This is a genomic window from Bacillus sp. KS1, assembly GCF_020075515.1.
Classification (GTDB): domain Bacteria; phylum Bacillota; class Bacilli; order Bacillales; family Bacillaceae; genus Bacillus; species Bacillus velezensis.
On record NZ_JACAWW010000018.1, the window covers coordinates 67,161 to 90,327 of the forward strand.

26 protein-coding genes, 7 tRNA genes and 5 pseudogenes are annotated in these 23,167 nt (G+C 39.9%); 5 read left to right on the top strand and 33 right to left on the bottom strand.

Annotated features, from left to right (window positions below):
- Nucleotides 1–46: 46 nt before the first annotated feature.
- Nucleotides 47–508, top strand: coding sequence for a CarD family transcriptional regulator (locus HWY38_RS12845; protein WP_224181978.1), 462 nt, complete (start codon nucleotides 47–49; stop codon nucleotides 506–508).
- Between the two features lie 663 nt (nucleotides 509–1,171).
- Here the strand turns inward: HWY38_RS12845 and cspC are convergent.
- A complete protein-coding gene (cspC, locus tag HWY38_RS12850; RefSeq protein ID WP_003156143.1) occupies nucleotides 1,172–1,375 on the bottom strand; it encodes a cold shock protein CspC in 204 nt (67 codons plus the stop codon).
- Between the two features lie 446 nt (nucleotides 1,376–1,821).
- Nucleotides 1,822–1,920, bottom strand: a complete 99-nt coding sequence (locus HWY38_RS19280) for a molecular chaperone TorD family protein (RefSeq protein WP_224182033.1) — start codon at nucleotides 1,918–1,920, stop codon at nucleotides 1,822–1,824.
- A 184-nt stretch (nucleotides 1,921–2,104) separates the two neighbouring features.
- Between HWY38_RS19280 and HWY38_RS12860 the strand changes: the two genes are divergently transcribed.
- Nucleotides 2,105–3,133, top strand: coding sequence for a fatty acid desaturase (locus tag HWY38_RS12860; RefSeq protein WP_224181979.1), 1,029 nt, complete (start codon nucleotides 2,105–2,107; stop codon nucleotides 3,131–3,133).
- Between the two features lie 604 nt (nucleotides 3,134–3,737).
- Here HWY38_RS12860 and HWY38_RS12865 read toward each other — a convergent pair.
- Entirely contained in the window at nucleotides 3,738–4,376 is a 639-nt protein-coding gene (locus tag HWY38_RS12865; protein WP_044802979.1) for an NAD(P)-dependent oxidoreductase, read from the bottom strand.
- A 197-nt stretch (nucleotides 4,377–4,573) separates the two neighbouring features.
- Here HWY38_RS12865 and HWY38_RS12870 point away from each other — a divergent pair, with 197 nt between their 5' ends.
- On the top strand, nucleotides 4,574–5,017 hold the full coding sequence (locus HWY38_RS12870) for an Rrf2 family transcriptional regulator (protein ID WP_224181980.1): 444 nt from the start codon (nucleotides 4,574–4,576) through the stop codon (nucleotides 5,015–5,017).
- A gap of 240 nt (nucleotides 5,018–5,257) precedes the next feature.
- Here HWY38_RS12870 and HWY38_RS12875 read toward each other — a convergent pair whose 3' ends face one another.
- The 11 genes and pseudogenes from HWY38_RS12875 to HWY38_RS12925 form a co-directional block, all read right to left on the bottom strand.
- Entirely contained in the window at nucleotides 5,258–5,683 is a 426-nt protein-coding gene (locus HWY38_RS12875) for a MaoC family dehydratase (protein WP_007609622.1), read from the bottom strand.
- Nucleotides 5,684–5,808: 125 nt separating this feature from the next.
- A pseudogene (locus HWY38_RS12880) lies at nucleotides 5,809–6,162 on the bottom strand (cystatin-like fold lipoprotein); the annotation flags it as partial.
- A 159-nt stretch (nucleotides 6,163–6,321) separates the two neighbouring features.
- Nucleotides 6,322–6,636 (bottom strand): MarR family winged helix-turn-helix transcriptional regulator, encoded by a 315-nt coding sequence (locus HWY38_RS12885; protein ID WP_411908475.1) that lies wholly within the window; start codon nucleotides 6,634–6,636, stop codon nucleotides 6,322–6,324.
- 338 nt (nucleotides 6,637–6,974) lie between these two features.
- A complete protein-coding gene (locus HWY38_RS12890; RefSeq protein ID WP_224181982.1) occupies nucleotides 6,975–8,378 on the bottom strand; it encodes an MFS transporter in 1,404 nt (467 codons plus the stop codon).
- 38 nt (nucleotides 8,379–8,416) lie between these two features.
- A pseudogene (locus tag HWY38_RS12895) lies at nucleotides 8,417–8,781 on the bottom strand (BCCT family transporter); the annotation flags it as partial.
- 498 nt (nucleotides 8,782–9,279) lie between these two features.
- Nucleotides 9,280–9,492: pseudogene (locus HWY38_RS12900) on the bottom strand (cupin); the annotation flags it as partial.
- Between the two features lie 97 nt (nucleotides 9,493–9,589).
- Complete coding sequence (locus HWY38_RS12905; RefSeq protein WP_224181983.1) at nucleotides 9,590–10,393, bottom strand: alpha/beta fold hydrolase; 804 nt, start codon at nucleotides 10,391–10,393, stop codon at nucleotides 9,590–9,592.
- A 115-nt stretch (nucleotides 10,394–10,508) separates the two neighbouring features.
- Nucleotides 10,509–10,648: pseudogene (locus tag HWY38_RS12910) on the bottom strand (IS1595 family transposase); the annotation flags it as partial.
- On the bottom strand, nucleotides 10,605–10,733 hold the full coding sequence (locus HWY38_RS12915) for a hypothetical protein (RefSeq protein ID WP_224181984.1): 129 nt from the start codon (nucleotides 10,731–10,733) through the stop codon (nucleotides 10,605–10,607). The pseudogene HWY38_RS12910 and the gene HWY38_RS12915, both read right to left, overlap by 44 nt.
- Nucleotides 10,690–10,846: pseudogene (locus HWY38_RS12920) on the bottom strand (tetratricopeptide repeat protein); the annotation flags it as partial. The pseudogene HWY38_RS12920 and the gene HWY38_RS12915, both read right to left, overlap by 44 nt.
- A 451-nt stretch (nucleotides 10,847–11,297) precedes the next feature.
- Nucleotides 11,298–11,822, bottom strand: coding sequence for an NAD(P)H-dependent oxidoreductase (locus tag HWY38_RS12925; RefSeq protein ID WP_038457036.1), 525 nt, complete (start codon nucleotides 11,820–11,822; stop codon nucleotides 11,298–11,300).
- Between the two features lie 1,058 nt (nucleotides 11,823–12,880).
- Here HWY38_RS12925 and HWY38_RS12930 point away from each other — a divergent pair.
- Nucleotides 12,881–13,330 carry a hypothetical protein gene (locus HWY38_RS12930; protein WP_224181985.1) on the top strand — a complete coding sequence of 150 codons (450 nt, stop codon included), beginning with the start codon at nucleotides 12,881–12,883 and terminating at the stop codon, nucleotides 13,328–13,330.
- A gap of 496 nt (nucleotides 13,331–13,826) precedes the next feature.
- Here the strand turns inward: HWY38_RS12930 and HWY38_RS12935 are convergent.
- The 8 genes from HWY38_RS12935 to HWY38_RS12970 form a co-directional block, all read right to left on the bottom strand.
- Nucleotides 13,827–13,910: transfer RNA gene (locus HWY38_RS12935), tRNA-Leu, on the bottom strand.
- Between the two features lie 68 nt (nucleotides 13,911–13,978).
- A tRNA-Leu gene (locus HWY38_RS12940) sits at nucleotides 13,979–14,060 on the bottom strand.
- 8 nt (nucleotides 14,061–14,068) lie between these two features.
- Nucleotides 14,069–14,144 (bottom strand) — tRNA-Lys (locus HWY38_RS12945).
- A gap of 33 nt (nucleotides 14,145–14,177) precedes the next feature.
- A tRNA-Gln gene (locus tag HWY38_RS12950) sits at nucleotides 14,178–14,252 on the bottom strand.
- Between the two features lie 11 nt (nucleotides 14,253–14,263).
- Nucleotides 14,264–14,338, bottom strand: a tRNA-Glu gene (locus tag HWY38_RS12955).
- A gap of 19 nt (nucleotides 14,339–14,357) precedes the next feature.
- Nucleotides 14,358–14,448, bottom strand: a tRNA-Ser gene (locus tag HWY38_RS12960).
- 3 nt (nucleotides 14,449–14,451) lie between these two features.
- Nucleotides 14,452–14,526 (bottom strand) — tRNA-Asn (locus HWY38_RS12965).
- Nucleotides 14,527–14,661: 135 nt separating this feature from the next.
- Entirely contained in the window at nucleotides 14,662–15,111 is a 450-nt protein-coding gene (locus HWY38_RS12970) for a SprT family protein (RefSeq protein ID WP_150941008.1), read from the bottom strand.
- Between the two features lie 99 nt (nucleotides 15,112–15,210).
- Here HWY38_RS12970 and cmpA point away from each other — a divergent pair, with 99 nt between their 5' ends.
- The gene (gene cmpA / locus HWY38_RS12975) at nucleotides 15,211–15,324 is read left to right on the top strand and encodes a cortex morphogenetic protein CmpA (protein WP_003156164.1); all 114 of its coding nucleotides are present in this window, start codon (nucleotides 15,211–15,213) and stop codon (nucleotides 15,322–15,324) included.
- Between the two features lie 9 nt (nucleotides 15,325–15,333).
- On the opposite strand, the gene HWY38_RS12980 is transcribed toward cmpA, so the two are convergent.
- The 11 genes from HWY38_RS12980 to endB all read right to left on the bottom strand — a co-directional run bounded on the left by HWY38_RS12980 (nucleotide 15,334) and on the right by endB (nucleotide 23,163).
- Complete coding sequence (locus HWY38_RS12980) at nucleotides 15,334–17,493, bottom strand: Tex family protein (RefSeq protein ID WP_224181986.1); 2,160 nt, start codon at nucleotides 17,491–17,493, stop codon at nucleotides 15,334–15,336.
- A 72-nt stretch (nucleotides 17,494–17,565) separates the two neighbouring features.
- On the bottom strand, nucleotides 17,566–18,168 hold the full coding sequence (locus tag HWY38_RS12985; RefSeq protein ID WP_007410234.1) for a PP2C family serine/threonine-protein phosphatase: 603 nt from the start codon (nucleotides 18,166–18,168) through the stop codon (nucleotides 17,566–17,568).
- Nucleotides 18,168–18,956, bottom strand: a complete 789-nt coding sequence (gene sigB, locus HWY38_RS12990) for an RNA polymerase sigma factor SigB (RefSeq protein ID WP_224181987.1) — start codon at nucleotides 18,954–18,956, stop codon at nucleotides 18,168–18,170. Before sigB ends, HWY38_RS12985 begins: the two co-directional genes overlap by 1 nt.
- Complete coding sequence (gene rsbW, locus HWY38_RS12995; RefSeq protein ID WP_007609591.1) at nucleotides 18,922–19,404, bottom strand: anti-sigma B factor RsbW; 483 nt, start codon at nucleotides 19,402–19,404, stop codon at nucleotides 18,922–18,924. Before rsbW ends, sigB begins: the two co-directional genes overlap by 35 nt.
- On the bottom strand, nucleotides 19,401–19,730 hold the full coding sequence (gene rsbV, locus HWY38_RS13000; RefSeq protein ID WP_003156176.1) for an anti-sigma factor antagonist RsbV: 330 nt from the start codon (nucleotides 19,728–19,730) through the stop codon (nucleotides 19,401–19,403). Before rsbV ends, rsbW begins: the two co-directional genes overlap by 4 nt.
- A gap of 63 nt (nucleotides 19,731–19,793) precedes the next feature.
- Nucleotides 19,794–20,801, bottom strand: coding sequence for a PP2C family protein-serine/threonine phosphatase (locus HWY38_RS13005; protein WP_224181988.1), 1,008 nt, complete (start codon nucleotides 20,799–20,801; stop codon nucleotides 19,794–19,796).
- Nucleotides 20,802–20,812: 11 nt separating this feature from the next.
- On the bottom strand, nucleotides 20,813–21,214 hold the full coding sequence (gene rsbT, locus HWY38_RS13010; protein WP_224181989.1) for a serine/threonine-protein kinase RsbT: 402 nt from the start codon (nucleotides 21,212–21,214) through the stop codon (nucleotides 20,813–20,815).
- A 2-nt stretch (nucleotides 21,215–21,216) separates the two neighbouring features.
- A complete protein-coding gene (gene rsbS / locus HWY38_RS13015) occupies nucleotides 21,217–21,582 on the bottom strand; it encodes an RsbT antagonist protein RsbS (RefSeq protein WP_003156180.1) in 366 nt (121 codons plus the stop codon).
- A 4-nt stretch (nucleotides 21,583–21,586) separates the two neighbouring features.
- A complete protein-coding gene (locus HWY38_RS13020) occupies nucleotides 21,587–22,408 on the bottom strand; it encodes an STAS domain-containing protein (RefSeq protein ID WP_003156182.1) in 822 nt (273 codons plus the stop codon).
- Nucleotides 22,409–22,525: 117 nt separating this feature from the next.
- Complete coding sequence (gene ndoA, locus HWY38_RS13025) at nucleotides 22,526–22,876, bottom strand: type II toxin-antitoxin system endoribonuclease NdoA (RefSeq protein WP_003156187.1); 351 nt, start codon at nucleotides 22,874–22,876, stop codon at nucleotides 22,526–22,528.
- A gap of 5 nt (nucleotides 22,877–22,881) precedes the next feature.
- Complete coding sequence (endB, locus tag HWY38_RS13030) at nucleotides 22,882–23,163, bottom strand: type II toxin-antitoxin system antitoxin EndoAI (protein ID WP_003156188.1); 282 nt, start codon at nucleotides 23,161–23,163, stop codon at nucleotides 22,882–22,884.
- Nucleotides 23,164–23,167 lie beyond the last annotated feature (4 nt).

Below are 23,167 nucleotides of genomic sequence, written 5' to 3' on the forward strand. Positions count from 1 at the left end.
TATATGGTAACCTTAAGTTAAGTTCTCATATATGGAGGTGGATTATATGTTTCAAATTGGCGATAACATTGTTTATCCAATGCACGGAGCAGGTACAATTGAAGCCATAGAAGAAAAACAATTCTTAGAGGAAAAACAACAATATTATGTCATAAGAATGTCAATCAGTAATATGACAGTTATGATTCCAACGCGTAAAATATTGAGTTCAAATATACGGCCAGTTACTGATATACGTGCATTAAAACACATTATACACATTTTTCAGCATGGAGAATCAGATAGGTTACTGCCGTGGAAGCAAAGGTATATAGTAAACACGAACAAAATAAAAACGGGTGAAATACAAGAAGGCGCTGAAGTTGTACGTGATTTAATGCGAATGAAGAAAGAAAAAGCACTTAATTCAAGCGAAAAAAAAATGTTGGATCATGCATATGAATTTTTGATTAGTGAACTGGAAGTCATTAAAGGAATCACTGAAAAACAAATAAAAAGTTTCTGCTAAGGTTAATTTTAAATAATGTTTTGCATTCCAAAAAGCGCCCACGAGTTTTCGGAATATTACGATTAAAATATTTCGAAGACGCTTAACTTCATCAACTTACTTTTATAACATTAACCTCTTTTATTATTCCTACAATCTAATCAGTTTTTATTATTAAAAATTTCTTCAACGAACATTCGATGTTTTATCAAAAAACTCGATGAAATAGTCACTTGATTTTTGTAATCCTGATTCACACTGGCACGGACAAGGAGCCGTAAGGATGGAAGAGAGGCAGGGCTTTCATTGTTTTAGGTCTAAGTGATTATTTCCGGAAGAAAAAACAACCACTCCCCTCTTTATCTTTAAGAATTTCTTACATCTGCTTCCACAGTGAATAGCAGTTGTTTATCTTCTTTTCATAAAAGAGATATGCGAATTGTAACAAAGAATAACATACAGTTATCTTGAGAACATAAAAACAAATCATTTATATATATTCCACATATCGTCAATCCGGTATGTTATACTGTAAACAATCCTTTGAGGTTTTAAACCTTTTTCTTACCTTGTAGCAACTGTCCCTACTCGAACGTTGAGTAGGGTTTTTTTATTCAGTATGATACAGAGAACATAAAAAAACAGGCCCTATATAAAGAGCCTGTTTGTATAAACGATTGAAGATTAAGCAGTTTTTTGAACGTTAGCAGCTTGAGCTCCACGAGCACCTTGCTCAACGTCAAACGTTACTTTTTGACCTTCGTCTAAAGATTTGAATCCGTCACTTTGGATTGCAGAAAAGTGTACGAATACATCGTCTCCATTTTCACGTTCGATAAATCCAAAACCTTTTTCTGCATTAAACCATTTAACTGTACCTTGTTCCATTTTTGTTGCCTCCTAGTGTGTTACACATTGTATTACTATCCTTGCCCAAAGTATCATCAAGACGAAAAGTCGATATTCATACTATCCTTTACACGAACAAAAATAATTCTCCTTTATCATAGCACGAAACGGAAATAACTGCAAATTAATAATGTGTTCATTCATGTTTTATTTGTTAAACCTGTCGATACCAGTGCAAAATAAGATGCCTATTAATAGCTATGGTTTGAAAACACCGTGAAAATGAATCACGAGTGCCTTCAAACCCAGTACTTCATATTGATTGTTAAAGGTTTCTTTAAAAAGCTCAGCTGTTTCTTGTTCAAGCACAAAATATTCTTGGCTGTTCACTGGTATAGCTTTGTTTCTGCACATGTTTCCAAACGATCACTCAGGTATACCCCTAGTTTAACGGTATTAACTTGTCATGTTTGTTCCTCAAACAATCAAAGTTTACAGTCTAAATAAACTGATTCACATAGGGGAGCATGGAGAGAGTTTGGCCCGATAAAGAGCTGGGTATAATCTTCATACGCTTTTTGTATCCCGGCTGGCCATTGCTAATAAAGATTTAATCGAGATGGAGGTCATTTTCTGACCTTCAATAATTTTACACAGGATTAGGAAAGATACTTATTATACATGGAGTATGACAGCTGGGACTTCAAAGGCAATAAAACGTTTTCTATACGCAGATTAAGAACATCAGGGAAGGGGAAGCTTTTAAAAATGAATGAACAAAACCTAAGGACTTTGAGAAAACTGGTTACCCCTTATGAAAAGTCCGATTCACAAAAAAGTATTTATCAAATCATTAACACATTGGTGCCATTTTTCCTGTTATGGTGTTTGGCCTATAAGAGCTTGTCGATTTCTTATATCCTTACATTAGCGATTTCTGTCGTTGCGGCAGGTTTTTTAGTGAGAACCTTCATTATCTTTCATGATTGCTGCCACTATTCCTTTTTTAAGAACCGAAAGGCGAATCGAATCCTTGGAACAATTACAGGAATTCTGACTCTGCATCCGTTTGATCATTGGGCACACGATCATTCTGTCCATCATGCGACAAGCAGCAACCTGGACAAACGCGGTACGGGCGATATTTGGGTACTGACTGTTGAGGAATATAAAGAAGCCTCAACTAAGAAAAAAATAATGTACCGTTTGTACAGAAATCCGTTTGTTATGTTTATTATCGGACCGATTTACGTCTTCGGGATTACCAATCGTTTTAATCGTAAAGGGGCAAAACGCAAAGAACGGATGAATACATATGTAACCAACCTGGGGATCGTCGCTTTGGCAGCACTTTTATGTTGGGCTATCGGCTGGCAAAACTTTCTGCTGGTCCAGACGCCAATTTTTATGATATCGGGATCCCTCGGAATTTGGATGTTTTATATTCAGCATACGTTTGAGGATTCATATTTCGAAGAAGATGAGCATTGGGAATATGTAAAAGCAGCCGTTGAAGGAAGCTCTTTTTATAAGCTTCCAAAAGTCATGCAATGGTTAACAGGCAATATCGGTTTCCATCATGTTCATCATTTAAGCCCAAGAGTCCCAAACTATAAGCTTGAAATCGTGCATAACAACACTGAACCATTGCAAAACGTTCCGACCATCACACTGGCAACAAGTATTAAGTCGTTAAAGTTCCGCCTATGGGATGAAGAAGGCAAAAAATTTGTTGGTTTTACCCACTTAAAAAAAACTTCTAAAAGCCAGGTATCAGCTCGGCTAAGAACGGATTAAATAAACGCCCATAATCGATGATAATGGGCAGTGTATCTTGCATTAAAAAAGTGCAGACTCGCGCAAAGATTTTGTGCAGAGGTCAGCACTTTTTTAATGCCACATGCACTTACAACAAAAAATACCAAAGGTGTCAAAACCCTTGGTATCAATGGGATGCGGCCGAGAGGACTTGAACCTCCACGGGTTATTCACCCGCTGGGCTCTCAATAAAGTGAAACTGTGTTTTCTGTTATAAAACCATTGTTCTAAACACATTTGCCGCACTAATCGTTATTTATGTCTTGATCTATTCAATCAAGTTTAATCAATATTATTCGAAAGTGACATTATGATTAAACTATCATGAAAATAAACTTCTGTAATTTAGAAGTTTTGACGGACCCCTTACCGTACTATAAATATCATGTTGATAGATGTATTTTAAAAAAGCCCACTCACGAAAACGAGTGGGTTTACAAAAGCTCTAAACGTGATAAATCCCCTTTTTCAAAAAATAATCAGCTACTCTGATTGCAAAGTTTTCAATGTCTCCGTACATTCTTAGAAGGAAAATACCATTAGCGATGACACTAATGGTACCCCTTTGCTTCTACTCAATCACTTATTCAGCTTCTCCAACCACTGTAAAGCGTTCATTTATATGTTTTGGATTTTCAATTTCATCCAATACTGCAATTGCATAGTCTGCATAGCTGATATAACTTTCGCCTTTCGAATTCACAAGAAGATGATCTTTTCCCGACTGATAAGATCCAGTTCTTTTCCCGTCTGGGTCAAATATCGCTGAAGGACTGATAAATGTCCAGTTAATATCAGAAGTTTCCTTTAGTTCTTGCAAGTTACGACCTTGCCCTTTAGCTGTTGGAATAAAAATCTCCGGGAAATCAGGTGTATCCATTACACTGACAGTTTTATTTTCGTCTACATAAAGACTCCCTGCTCCACCTACAATTACAGCTCTTGTACCCGTTCCTTTTAATGCCCTAATTAATGCCCGGCCAGCATCTACATGTGCCTGTTCTTCTCCTAATGGAGCACCGAAGGCATTAACTATTACATCTAACTTTTTTAGATCATCCGATGTAAGATCAATTATATTTTTTTCAATGATTGAAATCTTTTCCTCTTTAAGTTTTGCAGCATCTCTTACAATTGCAGTTACTTCATGTCCCCTGCTTACCGCTTCTTTCAAGATAAGACTTCCAGCTTTTCCGGTTGCACCAATGATTCCAATTTTCAATTTAAAGTCCTCCTAATCATTCAAAATTTTAAATGTAACCATATTGATTACATGTAATAATTTTAGTTACACCTTATTTATTTGTCAATACTTTTATCATCTTGTTAATTGAGCATATTAGAGTAAAAGAACTTGTAATACATTCAGTTACAAGTGTACTATAAAGAGTGTAATGTAATTAGGATGGTGAAGAAATCATGTCTATTAGCAGCCGTTTTGCTGTAGGAATTCATATATTGGCTCTTATTGAAATAAATGAAGACGGAATTAGCACTTCTGAATTTTTAGCTGGAAGTGTAAATACAAATCCCGCCTTCATAAGAAAAATTACGGGGATGCTGAAAAAAGCAGGTTTAGTAAATGTTCGGCCAGGTATTGCAGGAGCTGAATTAGCGAAGGATTTAACTGAAATCACCTTACTTGATGTTTATAGAGCAGTTCATGTTGTTCAAGATAAAGAATTGTTTAGTATACATGAAAATCCCAATCCTCAATGTCCTGTAGGCCGGAACATTCAAAGTACAATTGGTCCAATATTTGAAATCGCCCAATCTGCCTTGGAAAAAGCTCTTGGGCATATAACAATTGAGGATGTGGTAAAGGATATTATTGAAAAAGAAAAATTGAACAATAATTGTTAAATGATTCACAGAAAATCTTTGATCAGACTGGGGATAGGAAAAATCAATAAAACAAAAAGGGACTGGATCATATTGAATCCAGCCCCTAATTGATATTGATTTTTTGATTAAAAAAATGGCTTTTCATGAACAAAAAAAGAGCAGACATAAAGTCTGCTCAATTAATTAAGATGATTGCTCATTTCATCCAGACACCTATAAAAAATGAAAGGTGACGATGATATGCCACCCAAAGGTCATTTAGCGTTTAATTAATACTGATAACTCACCTTCAAACACTTTTTCCTCTTTCTGATTATAGGTAGATAACAATACAGTAAGTATCCCCGTCTGGCTTTTATTTGGTTTTTTATCAATAACCTTAACAATAGTGTGCAGTTTATCATTAGGGTAAACGGGTGCTAGGAATTTTATATTATTCATTCCTGTCCCAGCAATAATATCGTCTTCATGACGCCCTTCTTCAATCCAAAGCTTAAAAGTAATAGATAACGTTTGTATTCCAGAAGCAATAATTCCATTAAATCTGCCCATTTTTGCTTTTTCTTCATTTAAATGCATGTATTGTGGGTCATACACTTCTGCAAAATTCATTATATTCTCTTTTGTTAATTCAAAAGATTTAGTTTGAAAAACCTGCCCGATGGTGAATTCATCCAATTTCATAAATAAATCTCCTTGAATCTAAACTTTATTATTAAATCTACGTAGCATTTTAACATACTGGCTCTCACACAACAACTTAACGGTAAAACAATTGTTCCCCTATCAGGAATGAACAAGCACATTGTTTTTGTTTCCTTGCCTTTAACCTCTTTATAATCAGGTGTTTTCTTATAAAGAACAAGGCGGTCGCCATCACCATCACCCGGCATATGTGCCATTTCCTCATAAGAATCTCCAAGCTTCTCATAATAAGAATAAGCAGTCAGCCTACGAGAACTTTCTTCTGGCTGATAAAACGCAAGTTGAATATATTTCCCGTCATCATATACACGAATTATAGCGTTATCTCTTTTGTGCTCATCTGAATCTGCTCGTATTTCTTTTCTGACTTTCTTCTCCTGCTTCATCACTTCATTAATTGCATTATCATATTTACTACCGCCGCACGCAGTCAGCTGAAGGATGAAGGTGACTGACAAATCATACGACCTACTATAAGTAAGTGGACAGTAACAGATAAATTTCTATAAACAAAAATACCAATGGTGTCAAAACCCTTGGTATCATTGATGCGGCCGAGAGGACTTGAACCTCCACGGGTTATTCACCCGCTGGGCCCGCCATCTATATTCATAAAACTATTGCTCAGTTGACAGCATGTGAAGTAAATTACGAATTTCCTTGTTATAACTTTTAATTTCTTCTTCATTACAACCGGTTTTATCAAATACTGCATTAGGTATCATTGTGACTTTTTCTTTAAACTCATTCCCTTCAGTTGTTAACGTAATAATTACACTTCGTTCATCCTCTTTTGAACGCTCTCTTATAATAAGACCTCGCTCCTCAAGTCGTTTTAAAACTGGAGTTAATGTTCCGGAGTCTAGATATAATTCTTCGCCTAAACCTTTAACAGATATTTTTTCCTTCTCCCATAAAACAAGAAGAACCAAATACTGTGATTAGCGTACAAGTTCTCGTTTTCTGCTTTGGACCCCATATAGAAAATAAAAAGCCAGCTCTCCTTCGGGAGAAGAACTGGCATAACAAAGCTTCTTGCTTCTTATTTTGCTGTATTGCTCGGACCTTTTAATTTCTCTTCGTTCTTGCGTCAATGTTTTATTAATAGGACACAACCAATAAAATAATGACGATCGAAATAGCAACTCTGCTTTTGCAAAGCAGTAAGCCCCCCAGAATATAAAAGAGCTGCAGTCATTGCTGCTCGGATAATCCCAGCTTATTCTGAGTCTGTATTTCGAGTAGCCGGTCAATTAAATGGATGTTTTTTTCATTCCTTTTCTGTTTGTTCCATTTTCCACCACAGTGAATCTTTTGGATTTTCAACAGCTTCTTGAAACTCAGCTTTAGAAGCAACTGTTGGGTAAGAACCTTTTAAAGATTTACCTGAAGTATCTTTAAATAAGGTTAACACAACAATTAAGCCAATTAAACTAACTGCCAATAAATAGAAACCCGGCGCCAAATTGTTTCTTGTCACATGGGTTAACCAAGAAGCAACTAAAGGTGTTGTTCCACCAAAAATAGAAACTGATAAGTTGAATGTCCAGGATAATGTACGATATCTAATGTCAGTATGGAACAACGCAGGTAAAGATCCTGGCATAGTGCCTTCGTATACAGATAATACAATACCTAACATTAAAAGTCCTATAAATAAGAATGTTATATTCCCCATATTAAGAAATTGAAAAGAGATAATCGAAAATACAATTCCTAATACTAATCCAATTGATATAACTTTTTTATTTCCTAATTTATCTCCTAGTTTACCGAAAGTTAAAGCGAACGGTACCATAATAATCAATACAATTGCTGTAACCGGTGTACTTATATTATCACTTATACCAAGGTTCTCATCTAAATAAGAAGGCATATAACCTAACAAAAGGTAATTGGTTATATTGAAAAATGCCACAAATACGATACATAAAAAGATATCTTTTTTATATGTTTTAATGACTTCTAATAAACCGGGTTGTTGTTCTTGGTTTTCAGAGATGTCACTTTCAAATATTGGTGATTCATCTAAATGACTTCTCAAATATAAACCAAATAATCCTATTGGAATACTTAAGAAGAAAGGAATTCTCCATCCCCAACTATTCATTTGAACATCAGATAAAGTCCAGAAAAGTACTGTAACTAAAACAGAAGCTACTATATAACCAGATAATGTGCCGATTTCTAAACCGCTGCCTAACCTTATACGCTTATTATCTGGAGAAGATTCTGCGATATATACCATTGCACCAGCGTACTCTCCACCCACAGAAAAACCTTGCAGAATACGAGCTAAGAGTAATAATATAGGGGCCCATACACCAATCTGATCATAGGTAGGAAGCACACCAATTATTAAAGTAGATAAAGCCATCATTAAAATAGTAATTGTTAATACTATTTTCCGACCAAATTTGTCACCAACTTTACCAAAAATAATTCCGCCTACCGGTCTAAGCAAAAAGGCAATTGCAAATGTAGCAAAAGTAAATATTAACTTTAATTCATCGTTTTGAACTGGACTGAAAAAGTTTTTACTAATAATAACTGCCAAATAAGAATATAAAGCAAAATCAAACCATTCCATCGCGTTTCCTATCCCTGTAGCAAACACGCTTTTCTTCGCTTTTTGAATGTCTACAACGTTAATTTTTTTCTTGTTAAACTTCATTTAATAATATCGACTCCTTAATTATCAAATCCACATTATACAAGCGCATAAACGGTCCAAGCATGCAGTCCCAGAATGTATAGCGTAATGCTTCTCTAAAAGTCTGGGGGTTTCTGTTTCACCTGATGGAGAGCTAACGGCATAGTGGATAATTGGTTCAACTGTACCTTAAAAGACTCGACTAATATCCATATCAGCCAAATAACATTGTAAACCAGGAAAGAAGGATGAAATTCAGTTTTTTCGCTGGTTTCCTTAACTTATTTTTGCCGATTGGACTAAAAATAATACAAAAAGCAACAAAAAGAGAAACATCCAACAGATAATACCAGCCAAAGCGGTTAGTGATATATCCTTGGGCTGTGGTTGGTGTTTTCTGCAGAATATTTGGAGAAGTGATTCCCCTTCATACAGCTCTATTGTGAATATTATCACAATCGAAAAAAAACTTTTATTTCTTCAAAGTATCCTAAACCTTTATTTTAGTTCTTCCATTACGTCTTCCAATATGTTTATTATAAGATTGAGGTCGTTCCTAAGAATTATTTACTGATTCTATCTTTATTACCCCACAATCAGGTGAAACAAAACACTATAAACGTAGCATACCTTTTTAAAATCTGACAAGCCCAACAGGGTGATAGAAACCCGGCTAAAGCCAAGCTAGTCAATGGATAGAAGGAATTTTTTTTGTTTTTGCCAAGGAATAACCGTCTGCGTTTAATCCAGCCCAATTAGAAAGAAAAAGAGCAGGAGTACTCCTGCTCTTTCATTCAAAACTTTAATTTGTATGAAGAATTTCGTATACCTTTTCGACTTTCTTTACCTATTAATCAGTATACAGACTACAACAGAAATAAGTAAAATAATGGTTTTATTTTCGGTCGGCTTTTTCTTACAGCTAAATCCAGACATCATTTTCAGCTGTTTGATCAGTTATTTCTTGCCCGGTATTCACAACACCTTTAGGTTCTGCAAGCAAAATTTCACACTCTGATTCTGCATAAGGTTTATGTTCAACATTTTTTCGGAATGACAAACATTTCACCTTCATTTAATTTTACTTCTCCATCATGAATTCAATGATTAAATTATCCCCAATGACAATAAAGACTAATAATAACTAAAATTTTAGCAAATTCCAATATTCCTTATCTCAATTTTGTTTAACTAACTGGTAATTGTAACAGTAAACTCATATTTATGAAAAGTTATACCATCTGAAAATTTTCCGACTCAAGTCTGTTTAACCAGTTATGAACCAATGAATTAAATACATCGGTTTGTTCGATTTGCAGGTTGTGACCAGCCATATCAAGTACTGCAAAAGTTGCCCTTGGATAATCTTCGAGTAGTCGCCACGCATCGTGGTATCCGACTACATTATCCTGACGCCCTGTGATAATTAGCGTGGGATAATCAAGTTTAGATGAAATATCGAAGGTAAACCCATATCCATTTTGACGAATGTTGTTTATGAATTCATAATTTGTTTGTTTAGAAGGAAGTAAAATTTCATCTCGAAACCTCTCCCATTCAGTTTTACCTTGCACAATCCCCATAGAGCAAAATTCATCCGCCTCCTCTGAAGACAATTGTGATATCAAGTCGCTGTCTCTTTTTAGAACAGTCTTCTGCGGTACTACCCTTTCATCGAATTCAGGTATAGTTAATGGTGCCATCAGCAGTAATCCACGAACTGTTTCCTGACGTGAACGAACGATACCTCTGGCAATGTACCCTCCATATGAATTACCACACACAATAAACTGTTGACCAGGAATAATCTCGTCCAAAAGACGCAATATCGCTTCTAACATATCATCAGAGTTCTGAATAGACGGTTTCGGCTTAGAATGTCCCATACCCGGTAAGTCTATGTATATTCTCTTCCAACCGCTTCGTTTCTCGAATAACGGTTCCATTGCATTTAACATCACCTGATGGTCAAGTGTCCAACCATGCAGCATAACGATCGGATATCCCTCTCCAATTACTCTATGGTAAATCGACATGTATTTGTTTCCCCTTCCCTGTAATCCTAATGTTTCGATATGAACATTTAATCCTTTCATACATTTATCACAATTTTAACAAAATTTTAACTGACCTTGGTAAGTTGAACAAAGATTAAAAATTGAATTTTGACAATCGCAAACTGTCATATGTGTCCGTCATATCAAAAGAATCTCTTTAATGTGTTGTTTAGTGCTTTCGTTACGGCGACTATCGACAAATAAGAACCAAGCAAAGTATTGTCCAGATAGTTTGAGTATTTTGATCACTTTGCAAATAAGTTATTGAAAACACACTACCTAAAATCACTGCATCCAATAGACTCCGGCTGATTTTCATCAATCATCTCCCCTTTTTTAATTTTCGTAGAAAGCATTAAAGCTTCCTCGTTCATGAAAATAATCAGCGACTTCAATCGAAAAATTTTCAACATCAGCAAACATTTTCCTCGAAGTCTTGGTTTTCTTCCTTGCTTAGCAGCACTTTCTCTGCTTTTGCAAATTGGAGTTTGAGGCATTAGCAGCTACCTATAAATGATGAAAATATTTATGCGATGTCTACTGCAGATGACTTACTTTAGGTAGTGGGCAGTTTGTGGGCAGTAGATCATTTAAAAATAAGCACAAAAAAATACCAAGGATCTCTCTATTACCCTTGGTATCATTGATACGGCCGAGAGGACTTGAATCTCCACGGATTATTCACCCGCTGGGCCAAGCTTTTATTCAAAGCATCTGTTTATTTTATTTATACTTATTTTCATCATTTTTCATGAATTCTGAGCACAAACCGGGCACCTATTAGAGACCAAGGAAATCTGCATTTCATCAAGAAATATGTACTCATCGCCCTGCTGTAATGAGTTTCACATCATTTATTTCAGCTTCCCTCGCGAATACCGGATCAATGCTCAGCTTTAAGATAGTCAACCAATTTCTCCGCACTGTTTTTAACATCTTCTTTTGAAAGATGAAGTGTCCCATATTGTGTAAAGGCAGGAAGAAAACGCATTCCTATATAGTTAGCAGTGACTTGAAACGGTCTGATAAGCTCGCTGATCGTGATATTATATTCTCCGCCTGCTTGATAATCAGATTCCTGTGCGCCTAAGGAGATAGCTAAGAGTAGTTCTTTGCCATGCAATTTAGTACCTCCAGTTCCATAAGCCCAGCCATGTGTTAACACATCATCTTCCCATTGTTTGAGTAACGCGGGACTGCTGTACCAATACATTGGGAACTGAAAAACGATACGCTCATGATCTAACAGGAGCTGCTGCTCTTTTTCTACATCAATGATAAAATTAGGGTATTCACCGTACAGGTCATGAACCGTAATGTCATTCTCTTGCTTTAAACGATTCATCCAGGTTCTGTTGACAACAGACGTTTCCAAATTAGGGTGTATAACGATAACTAATGTTTTCATTTGACTGTTATCCTTTCTTCGCCGATTAGTTATTATTGCTTTTGCGATAATGAATTGAATCCAATTTTAAAATAACAACTTATTTACACCTATTTTATCCTTTTTCATGAATTCAGGGCAACTAATTGGACACTGATTACATTTATAGCCAAAAAAAGGCTTAACCTTTTAAAAAAGATTAAACCTTTTCATTACCCTTATGCCCCTGCCCTATTATCTCGTATCTAAATTCTTTCTCTGCTTTTGCAAATTGGAGTTTGAGGCATTAGTAACTACCTATAATGATGAAAATATTTGTGCGATGTCTACTGCAGATGACTTACTTTAGGTAAGTGGGCAGTTTGTGGATAGTAGATTATTTAAAAATAAGTACAAAAAATACCAAAGGTGGTTGAACCCTTGGTATTATTGAGAGGCGGCGGAGAGGACTTGAACCTCCACGGGTTATTCACCCACTGGGCCCTCAACCTAATGAAAGCGTATCATGTATTACATAAACCTTATAAATAAAGCATTCTTTATCTTCATTTCCACCTGTTTTTTTCTTTATGAATTTTGGGCACTTTTAAAAAAAAATCACTGAAAATATTAGCTTTAAATTTGTAATTTCAGCTAAGACCTAAGTAACCACTAACAAGAGAAGTAATGTAGTCCCGCCCACTAGGTGCGATAGTTTTTTCTTTTGGTAGTACCTTGGCTTGTCCGATTTTGTAATTCAGTGTAGATAGACAGAGTAAAAAAGAGTACGTATTAATCTTGAATAGCACAAAAAACACTACCCTTTTCGTTACTTTAGAGAAAGGATAGTGTTTTTTCGTTTTGTGGGTATCAGAAAATCTTTGCTAGTAGCAGTACCTCAATAAGAAGATCGCAATTTCCACTTACCTAACTATATCAAGGCTTACTTGTCTGATTTGGGATGTTTGGGGTACAAAAGTTGAGTTACAAACATTATTATCCAAAAGAACGTTTACTGTAATTATTTTACATGGTACTATTTGTATTGTGCATACGGAATATGTATGTGTAATAAATGAAATTAAAAGGAGTGCTTGATCGTGAATCTTAAGTCCATTTTCAAAGGAGTAACATCGACTCTGATAGCTGGTGCAATTGTTGGAACTTGTACTATACCTGCTTTTGCGGAGTCGACTACAAGTGTATCGTCGAAAAATTATGCAGTTACAAGTGGAGTATTCAAAGCTCTAGACAGGGAGGTTTCAGAAGGCTCTGTTGATCAATCAAGCTGGAGTCGGGAGTTCGAATTAGATGAGAATGACGGAGCACAAGTAAACTTCTGGATTTCAAATAACGGAAGCAATGACATAAAAATATCAATTGACGGAATAGTCTCAAGAACCATCGCACCAGGCAAGCAAGGCAACATTTCTGCCGAGGTAAAAAATGGTTGGTTTGGTTGGACATACAATTACACATTTACAGCTTCACCAACGGCTCAAGGTGGTAGTGTTAAGATGAAATATAAAATTGCTCAAAGAAATAATTAACGAATTACGGAAAGGTAATCACTCATTACCTTTCCGTAATTTCATTTTTTTAGTTTTTTAAAAGATTCCTTACTTTCTATACTTTGGAGATAAATTCACTCCAGGTTTTTCAACTTCTCTTTTTCTAGAAATAAAAGGTTTTGTATTAAATCCTATATGATGCAAATCAAACCGATTAGTAATTACTTTTCTCCAATTTTCTTCTCCTGCTTTTCCTGCTCTTTTCCCCTCATCCTTATGAAATATTATCCTGTCCTATATTTAAGTTTTATACAGCGCTCAGTATCATTATTTACACCTTTTTTAATGTTTTTTCATATTTTCTGGACAGTAAATGGGAGTAAAGAAACCTTGACCACTCACCAAGATAAGTAAAGTAAACAAAACGAAGGGCATCAAACTAGATGACTTACTATAAGTAAGTGGGCAGTAACAGACAAATTTTCTACAAACAAAAAAATACCAAGGATCTCTATTATCCTTGGTATCATTGAGATGCGGCCGAGAGGACTTGAACCTCCACGGGTTATTCACCCACTAGGCCCTCAACCTAGCGCGTCTGCCATTCCGCCACGACCGCGTGCTATGAAGCTGTCTTTCCACTAAGCATATAAGCTAGTGATGATGATCAGCACTTTGAAAAGAAAGTGCGGGTGAAGGGACTCGAACCCCCACGTCGTAAGACACTAGATCCTAAGTCTAGCGCGTCTGCCAATTCCGCCACACCCGCGTGACAAGTGGTGAGCCATGAAGGACTCGAACCTTCGACCCTCTGATTAAAAGTCAGATGCTCTACCAACTGAGCTAATGGCTCGCTCTAAAAGTGATTCAAAAATTTTAAATAAAATGGCTGGGCTAGCTGGATTCGAACCAACGCATGACGGAGTCAAAGTCCGTTGCCTTACCGCTTGGCTATAGCCCAACGAAGGTAAATGGTGACCCGTACGGGATTCGAACCCGTGTTACCGCCGTGAAAGGGCGGTGTCTTAACCGCTTGACCAACGGGCCGTCTGGTTGAGAACTTATCTGGCGGAGAAGGAGGGATTTGAACCCTCGCGCCGCTTACGCGACCTACACCCTTAGCAGGGGCGCCTCTTCAGCCACTTGAGTACTTCTCCATATGGCTCCACAGGCAGGATTCGAACCTGCGACCGATCGGTTAACAGCCGATAGCTCTACCACTGAGCTACTGTGGAATAATCAGACTTTCTTTATTATAAATGATGCGACATATTGTGTCAAGAAGCAACATTTATTTTTTTGAGAAAGTGTCGTTGTCTCTCAACGACTTTTATAATTTAACATAGAACATTAAAATGAGTCAAGCCTTTTTAAAAAATTCTTTTGATTTTCCCTCTGCATTTTCCGCAGGCATATCTTTCCGGGTTCATTGCCCGCTTCTTTATATACTGTTGGCCGCAAGCCGCGCATCTATACATATATGTTTTCTTTTGTGGCTTTTTGGTTTGCAGCGGCGTGCAGAATCTCGGCGCTCCGACTTTCTGAAGCAGTTCTCTGAAGTCCTTGTCTCTGTGCTTGTACCCTTTTCCTTCAAGGTGAAGGTGGTAATGGCACAGCTCGTGTTTAATGATTCCTTCCAGCTCGCTCTGCCCGTGTTCGAGAAGATATTTTCGGTTTAATTCGATGTTATGGGAAGACAGCATGTACCGCCCGCCTGTCGTTTTCAGCCGGTCATTGAAAAAGGCCCGGTGACGGAACGGTTTTCCGAAATCCTGTAAAGAGATGTCTTCCGTCAGCTTTTGAAGTTGTTCGTTATCCATAAGTGCACCCCGCTTTAAAAACATTGAACGGGACAATTCACCGTTCGCATACAATGAGTTAAAACCGACCTCTAACTAAAAGCTGAGGAGGAATGAGCCATGCCGAATTGGCTGATGAAACAAATGCAAAAAGCGTTTTTAGAAAAGGACAATTACCAAATCAAACTGCTGAACCAGTGCTGGTATTTCTACAGAAAAAAACACTGCTCGTAAGCAGTGCTTTTATTTTACCATAGACAGCGACACTCTGCCTTTTTGCACGTCCACCCCTTCGACCCATACGGTGACGATGTCTCCGACCGATACGACGTCGAGAGGATGTTTGACGTATTGATTGCTCAGTTTTGAAATGTGCACAAGCCCGTCCTGTTTGACGCCGATATCGACGAAAGCGCCGAAGTCTACAACGTTGCGGACGGTGCCCTGCAATTCCATTCCTTCCTTTAAATCCTCAAGCTGCAGAACGTCTTTTTTCAGCAAAGGCTTCGGCACTTCGTCACGAGGATCTCGCTCCGGCCTTGTCAGCTGCCCGCAAATATCCGCAAGCGTAATTTCCCCTATATCGAGCTCTTCAGCCGTTTCAGACAGCGGCAATGCGCTTATTTTCTCTTTTACGTCCGCGCTTCCGATCTGATGCGCAGTGAGCTGCAGTTTTTTGAGCAGCGCCTTTGTCTCTTTATAGCTTTCCGGGTGTATCCCGGTGCGGTCGAGCGGCTCCGGTCCCCCGGGCACTCTCAAAAAGCCGATGCACTGTTCATATGTTTTTGCCCCGAGACGCGGGATTTCTTTCAGCTCTTTGCGATTTGTAAATTTTCCGAGCTCTTCCCTTTTTTTAACGATATTACCGGCAACGGTTTTGGATAATCCGGCTACATATTGAAGCAGCGCGGCTGATGCTGTATTGACATTCACCCCGACTTGGTTGACGACGGTCTCTACGACAAAACGGAGTGATTCATTTAAATGCTTTTGGCTGACATCATGCTGGTATTGCCCAACGCCGACGGATTTAGGATCAATTTTCACAAGCTCGGCCAGCGGGTCCTGCAACCTCCGCGCGATGGAGACGGCGCTGCGCTCTTCGACCTGAAAATCCGGAAATTCTTCACGGGCGATTTCTGACGCGGAATACACGCTTGCTCCGGCCTCATTGACGATGACATAATAAATGTCCCGCTCTGTTTCTTTCAGCACATCAACGACGAATTGCTCTGTCTCCCGTGATGCCGTGCCGTTTCCGATCGCCACAACCTCGACTTCGTACCGGTCCAGCAATTCTTTGATTTTTTTCCGGGCTTCCGCTGTCTTTTTTACGGGAGCGTGCGGGTAAATGACGTCGATTTTCAACACCTTTCCCGTCTCATCAACAACTGCCAGTTTGCACCCCGTACGGAAGGCCGGATCGACGCCGAGCACAACTTTCCCCTTCATCGGCGGCTGCAGCAGGAGCTTACGCAGGTTTTCAGCGAAAATATGAATCGCCTGCGCGTCTGCTTTTTCTGACAGCTCTTTGCGGATATCGCGCTCAATAGCCGGCTGGATCAGACGTTTGTAACTGTCCTCAATGGCTTCTTTCAGCGTTTCTTTCACAGGCGTTTCACGGTGTTTGATGATTTGCTTTTCTAAATAAGCTTTTATCTGATCGGCGGGCGGTTCGATCGCAATCTTTAAAATGCCTTCTTTTTCACCGCGGTTCATCGCAAGTACTCTGTGAGGAACGACCTTTTGGATCGGCTCTTCGTACTCGTAGTACATTTCATAGACGTTTTTCTCGTCATCTGCGGCTGACTTGCCTGTTGCGGAAGTGAGAATTCCTTTTTTATACGTTTCCTGGCGAATCCACTTTCTGAAATGAGGATCATCCGAGATTTGTTCGGCTATGATGTGCTTCGCGCCTTCGATGGCTTCCTCTCTTGAAGCGACTTCTTTTTCTGCACTGATATATTGATCAGCGATGTCGTGAAGGCGGTTTTCTTTCGGGAGAGAAAGAATATAGTCCGCAAGCGGTTCAAGGCCTTTGCTTTTGGCGACGGTGGCTTTTGTTTTCCGTTTTTGTTTGAAGGGACGGTATAAATCCTCGACTTCCTGAAGCTTGACCGCTTGTTCGATTTTTTGCTTCAGCCCTTCCGTCAGCTTGTCCTGCTCAGAGATCAATCTGATGACTTCTTCTTTCCGCTGCGTCAGGTTTTGTATGTATTGCCACCGCTCGGAGATTGCCTGAATCTGCACCTCGTCCATTGAGCCGGTCTGCTCTTTTCGGTACCGTGCAATAAACGGGACGGTATTGCCGTCTTCCAGCAGGCGGATGACACTTTCGACATGTTTTTGGGATAATGCTGTTTCTTCAGCAATTTGTTTTTTCAAAAGGGCTAACGTTTCCATATCACAAAAGCCTCCATCTCTTCATTCTTTCTCTAGTGTATCAAAAAACGGCGGAACATAAAAAAAGCAGCCTTACGATAAAAGCTGCCCTAGAATATAGGTCAAATCATCACGTCTGGATGTTGTGTACGGATGAAGTGATTTTGATATATCTTCTATTGAGTGTCCCTGCTTTAAGCAGGTGCGGATATGCGGAACTTCAAGCCCATCCGTGTAGATGATGAACCTCGCCCCTTTTTCGTATGATGACGTATACGTTTTGTATCTTTGCGGTTTGCCTGAGAGGTAACCCGAAATCGGCAGCGGATGAAAGACTTCGCCTGATGGGGAGTGCAGGAAGAAACGGACGTTGCCGATCGAGCAGTATGTCAATTCCCTTTTGATGAAATTGATTTTTAAGATGGAGGCAGTCGCCCCTCTTTTGTTTTTCATCGCTTGATTGCAGCGCTCAATGATGCTTTCCACATCCTCATCCGCATACGTTTCCACGATGTCTTTAATGGCTGACGAGGATTCGTTGGCAAGAGATCCGCTGCCGAGACCGTCCGCTACCGCGCAAACTAATTCTTCTTCATTCGCCTTCATAAAAAAGCTGTCGCCGCATATGGACTTGCCTTCTTTATTTAATTGGTATACAAGAGTTTGAACATGTTCATTTTCTTCAACCTGAATCATTACATTAGCTCCATGGAGGGATCTCCAATCAAGGCCTCTCTCAGTTTTTTCACCGCTTTCCGCTGCAGGCGCGAGACGTGCATTTGAGATATTCCGAGAATGTCCCCTGTTTCTTTTTGGCTTTTATTTTGCACAAATGTTAAATCGATAATCTGTTTTTCGCGGTCGGACAGCACATGAAGCACGCTTTTGATCATCATCTGCTGGTTGACGCGTTCGTATCCTTCCTCCTGCGACCCGACGATATCTAAAATCGTGACGGTGCTTCCGTCCGCATCCGCTTCGATGCTGTGATCGACAGACAGCGCCTGATAGCTTTTTCCCATCTCCATCGTTTCAAGCACTTCCTCTTCTGACACATCGAGAAAGGCTGCGATTTCTTCGACTTTCGGCGATCGCTGCGTCTCTGTCGTCAGCTGATCCACCGCCATTTTAATGCGCGGGCCGAGTTCCTTAATCCGTCTCGGGACGTGTACGCTCCATGTTTTATCTCTGAGGAAGCGTTTGATCTCGCCGATGATGGTCGGAATCGCAAATGCTTCAAAGGATTTGCCGACCTCGGGATCATACCGTTTAATGGCTCCGAGAAGTCCGATCATTCCGACCTGGCGGAGGTCTTCATGAAAGCTTTTTCCTTTTGAATATTTCTTTGCCAGCATTTCGACGAGATTGGTATACACCTCGACGAGTGTTTCCTGGGCTTCTTTATTATCATGTGTTTGAAAGTCGAGTATGAGCCGATCAATTTCATCTTTAGTTAGTTTCGTAGTTTTTGATGGTTGTGCCATGATCAACTCGCTCCCCATTTAAATACTTTGTCATCGCCACGGTTACGCCAGAGTTGCTTTGAACTTTGACTTCATCCATGAGCGTTTCCATTAAATACAGACCGAGCCCTCCTTCTGACAATTGATCGACTGTGTGTGAAGGTGTGTACGGCCCGAGATCCTGCTGCTTCTGATCAAAATCAAAGCTGTCTCCCTGATCGGCGACAATGACCTCCAGCCGATCCTCAAACACACCGAACCGTACGGATACTTCTCCCTTATTTTCATCGTTGTATGCATGCTGGACAGCGTTTGTACAAGCTTCGCTGACAGCGATTTTTAAATCTTCAATGTCATCATAGGTATAGCCCATTCTGCTTGCGACCCCTGATAACGTAAGCCTGACGATTCCTACATATTCCGGTTCGGCCGGAATTTTCATCTCTATATAATCAACTGATGTACTCATTGCACGCCACCTTCTGACTTTGCCGAAATGTCGATGATGTCCTTAAGCCCCGTAATTTCAAACAGACGGACGAGCCGGTCGGAAAGATTCTCAAGCTTGAGAGAGCCGCCTTCCTTACTCACCGTTTTAAACACGCCTACAAAAACGCCTAAACCCGTACTGTCCATATAATTTACATCTTTTAAGCAGATTCTCATGTCTTTCCCCTCGTTTGCCAGGGGCATCAGCTTTTCACGAACCACCGGAGCTGAGTATACATCGATTTCTCCAGCGATATTGATTTGTATATCTGAAAGATTCTCCTTCATATCTACCGTTAAATTCATCGTATCACCTCTGAAAGTTATCCTTACTCGTGCTAATGGCTTTTTACCCGTGCTGCTGTTTTTTTAAACCTTTCTTTTCAAAACAATTAACGTAAAATCGTCATGAAGCTGAAAGTCCTGGAGTCTCAGCAGGCTGTCGTAAATATTTTTGACCATACCCTGCGCGGAGCAGTCCATATGTTCTTCCAGCATGCGCTGAATGTCGCTGCGTTCTAAGAAACCGTTTTCGGTACGGCATTCGGTGACGCCGTCAGAAAAAAGAACGATCATATCTCCTTCGTCCATGTGCTGTTCATATTGGCTGTAATCAAAATCCTGAGAAATTCCCAGTACCAATCCTTTTGCCTCCAGATCATAAAACTTTTTTTCTTTTTCAGAGTAGTAGAAGCCCGGTTCATGCCCCGCAGAGGCATATGTAAATTGGTGATTTTTCGTATTGTAGTTTGCGTAAAACATGGTGATAAACATGCTTGAGTCCACGTTCTGTTCTACAACGCGGTTAAGATTTTTCAGCACTTGGGAGGGGTGAATGCCGGTCTCCGGAAGAGAGTCCATGGCATACTTGATCATCGACATGCACAATGCGGCGGGTATTCCTTTTCCAATGACATCGGCTATCGCGATGTTAATCGATTCCTTGTCTTTGACAAAGTGATAATAATCCCCGCTCATCTGTTTGGCGGGGACGCTGATCGCCCCGATATCCAGATCTTCTTCTTCAGGAATTTTTGTGCCAAGCAGCGTCTGCTGAACATTTGCGGCAATTTCAATTTCTGAACGAAGCTCCTGCTGGATATCTCTCAGACTTTGATGTTCCTGATAAGCCATCCCGTAGCCAATCATGACTTCTATTAAAAAATCCAGCGAATGAAAAACATCTTCCGGCAGATCCGGATACAGTTCCTTTACTACTTTTCGGTGGATACTGATAATCTCCTCCGGAGGAACCTGATGTTCAATCGTTTTTCGGCTGAATTTTTGGGCTTGATATAAAGATGTTTCTGTTAATTCGGCTATATATCGGCTAAGCAGCTGATGATACCGCTGCTCTATAACCTCCCTGAAATCCACGTTCTAACCTCCTACCGAAGCCATTTCACGGCTTGAATCTCTGTTCCTTCCCCTGCAACAGATTGCAGGCTGAATTCGTCCATCAGCCTTTTGACGCCCGGAAGTCCCGCTCCCAGTCCGCCTGACGTTGAAAAGCCGTCTTCCATCACTTTACGGATGTCGGGGATTCCGGGTCCTTTGTCTTCCGCTATAATTTTAAGGCCTTTTTTCCCTCTGTCGTTTACTTGTTCTATGCTGACCTGGCCCTTGCCTGCATATAAGTAAATGTTTCTGGCCAATTCTGAGATAGCCGTCGTGATTCTGGCCTGGTCCACCGTACCGAAGCCTAATTCCTTCGCAACGTTGCGGCCAAGCTGTCTGGCGGCTACGATATCCCATTCTGTCATGATTTTCACACAGGATTGGTCGTTCATCGCTATTCCCCCAATTCCCGCTTCAATGTCTCAAGCCCTTGCTCTAAATCGAGCGCCGTTTCAATTTCCTCAAGTGAGATTCCGAGTTCAATCAATGTGACCGCCACAGCAGGCTGAATTCCCGTCAATACGACCTTTGCGCCCATCAATTTAGACATGGTGATGACATCGCCGAGCACTTTCGCGATAAATGAATCGATCATGTCAACGGATGTCAGGTCAATGACGACCCCGTTTGCGCCGGTTTCATAGATTTTGTTCAGCAGATCTTCTTGAAAATGCAAAGCTGTCTGGTCGTCAAGTTCCCATTGGATGGATACCAATAAGCAGTTATACAGTTTCAGGATCGGGATTTTTGGATGTCTCACAATGTTATTCCCCCAATGAAACGATTTTTCGATTTGTCATTTCAAGCGCTGTTTGAATTCCTTTTTGAAGGGTATTCTTCGTAATAACCTGCGACAAATCAATTCCCAGATTAACGATCGTCTGTGCGATTTCCGGACGGATTCCGACGAGCAGGCATTTCGCGCCGACAAGCCGCACCGCTTCCGATGCCTGGATAATATGGTGCGCCACCATCGTATCAACGACCGGCACGCCCGTGATATCAATTAATACAACCTGTGAACGGTGCTTTACGACGCCGTTTAACAGATTTTCCATAATGTGCTTTGCACGCTCCGTATCAATCGTCCCGACAAGCGGCATGACCGTTACATGCTCAAATACCGGGATCAGCGGAGCCGACAATTCCTGAAGCGCGATTTTTTGCAAAGTAACCGTTTTTTCCCAGGAGATAGAATACTGATTTAAGATCTCCGTGTTGATCGGATTGAAAAAGCTGTCTATTTCCAAAATCAAATCTGCTCTGTCCTGATCGGCCATATTAAGGTCGACCATCGTTTCGTAAAGCAGTTTCCAAAACTCTGACAGGGTGGCTGAAAGAAGTTTCAGTGACAGGCCGAGCTGAACGGCGCGCAGTGCGAGTTCACTGATCTGCTCTTCCGTAGCCTCGTCATTTTTAGTCGATAATAAAAGAATGTCTATATAGTCTTTACAAATATTTTCACATATGTGATTCGTAAGCTGATAGTCTTCCTGATTGCCTACTTCTTTTAGTTTGGCTGTCCAAGTATCAAGCAGTTCATCATGCTGATCAATGATGAACTGGTACACTTTCTGATTCGACATGGGTTTCACTGACCTCCCGACACAAAACAACAAATTTTGTTTGATTATCTCTTTATTATAGCGCTTATGTTTTTCGAAAACAAAAAAAGTTGCTCCATATGAGCAACCAAAATATGACTAAAAATCAATGAGTGCCAAACTGATTTGCAAGGCTTCATCAACCTTATCCATCATTTCATCATCCAGATGAGTTATTTTATCCGTTAATCTTTGCTTGTCAATCGTCCGAATTTGCTCCAGCAAAATAACGGAATCTCTTTCAAAACCGTAGCGTTTTGCATCAATTTCGACGTGGGTTGGTAATTTCGCTTTCTGTATTTGGGCTGTTATGGCTGCAACAATAGCAGTCGGGCTAAAGCGATTTCCGATATCATTTTGGATCACTAAAACCGGGCGTACGCCGCCTTGCTCTGAGCCAACAACAGGAGATAAATCAGCAAAATAAACATCGCCGCGCTTTACAATCAAAATGATTATCCTCCGCTGACTAAGCGCTCAACGGTCGTTTCTGCTTCGCACTCAGCATAGTGAGCCTCAGAAGAGATATTCAAGTTGATTTTCGCCATTTCCATATACCCGCGTCTCATCAAATCACGGTTATGGCGAGTTGTCCGTTCGCTGACATACGCTCTCACTGCTTGTGATATCAGTTCGTTTCTGCTTCGTTTCTCCCGCATCGCTACACCATCCAATTCAGCTACTAAGTTTTCAGGCAAGCTGATTTTCATTTCGGTTCTTGCGCTGGATTCAGACAAAAAA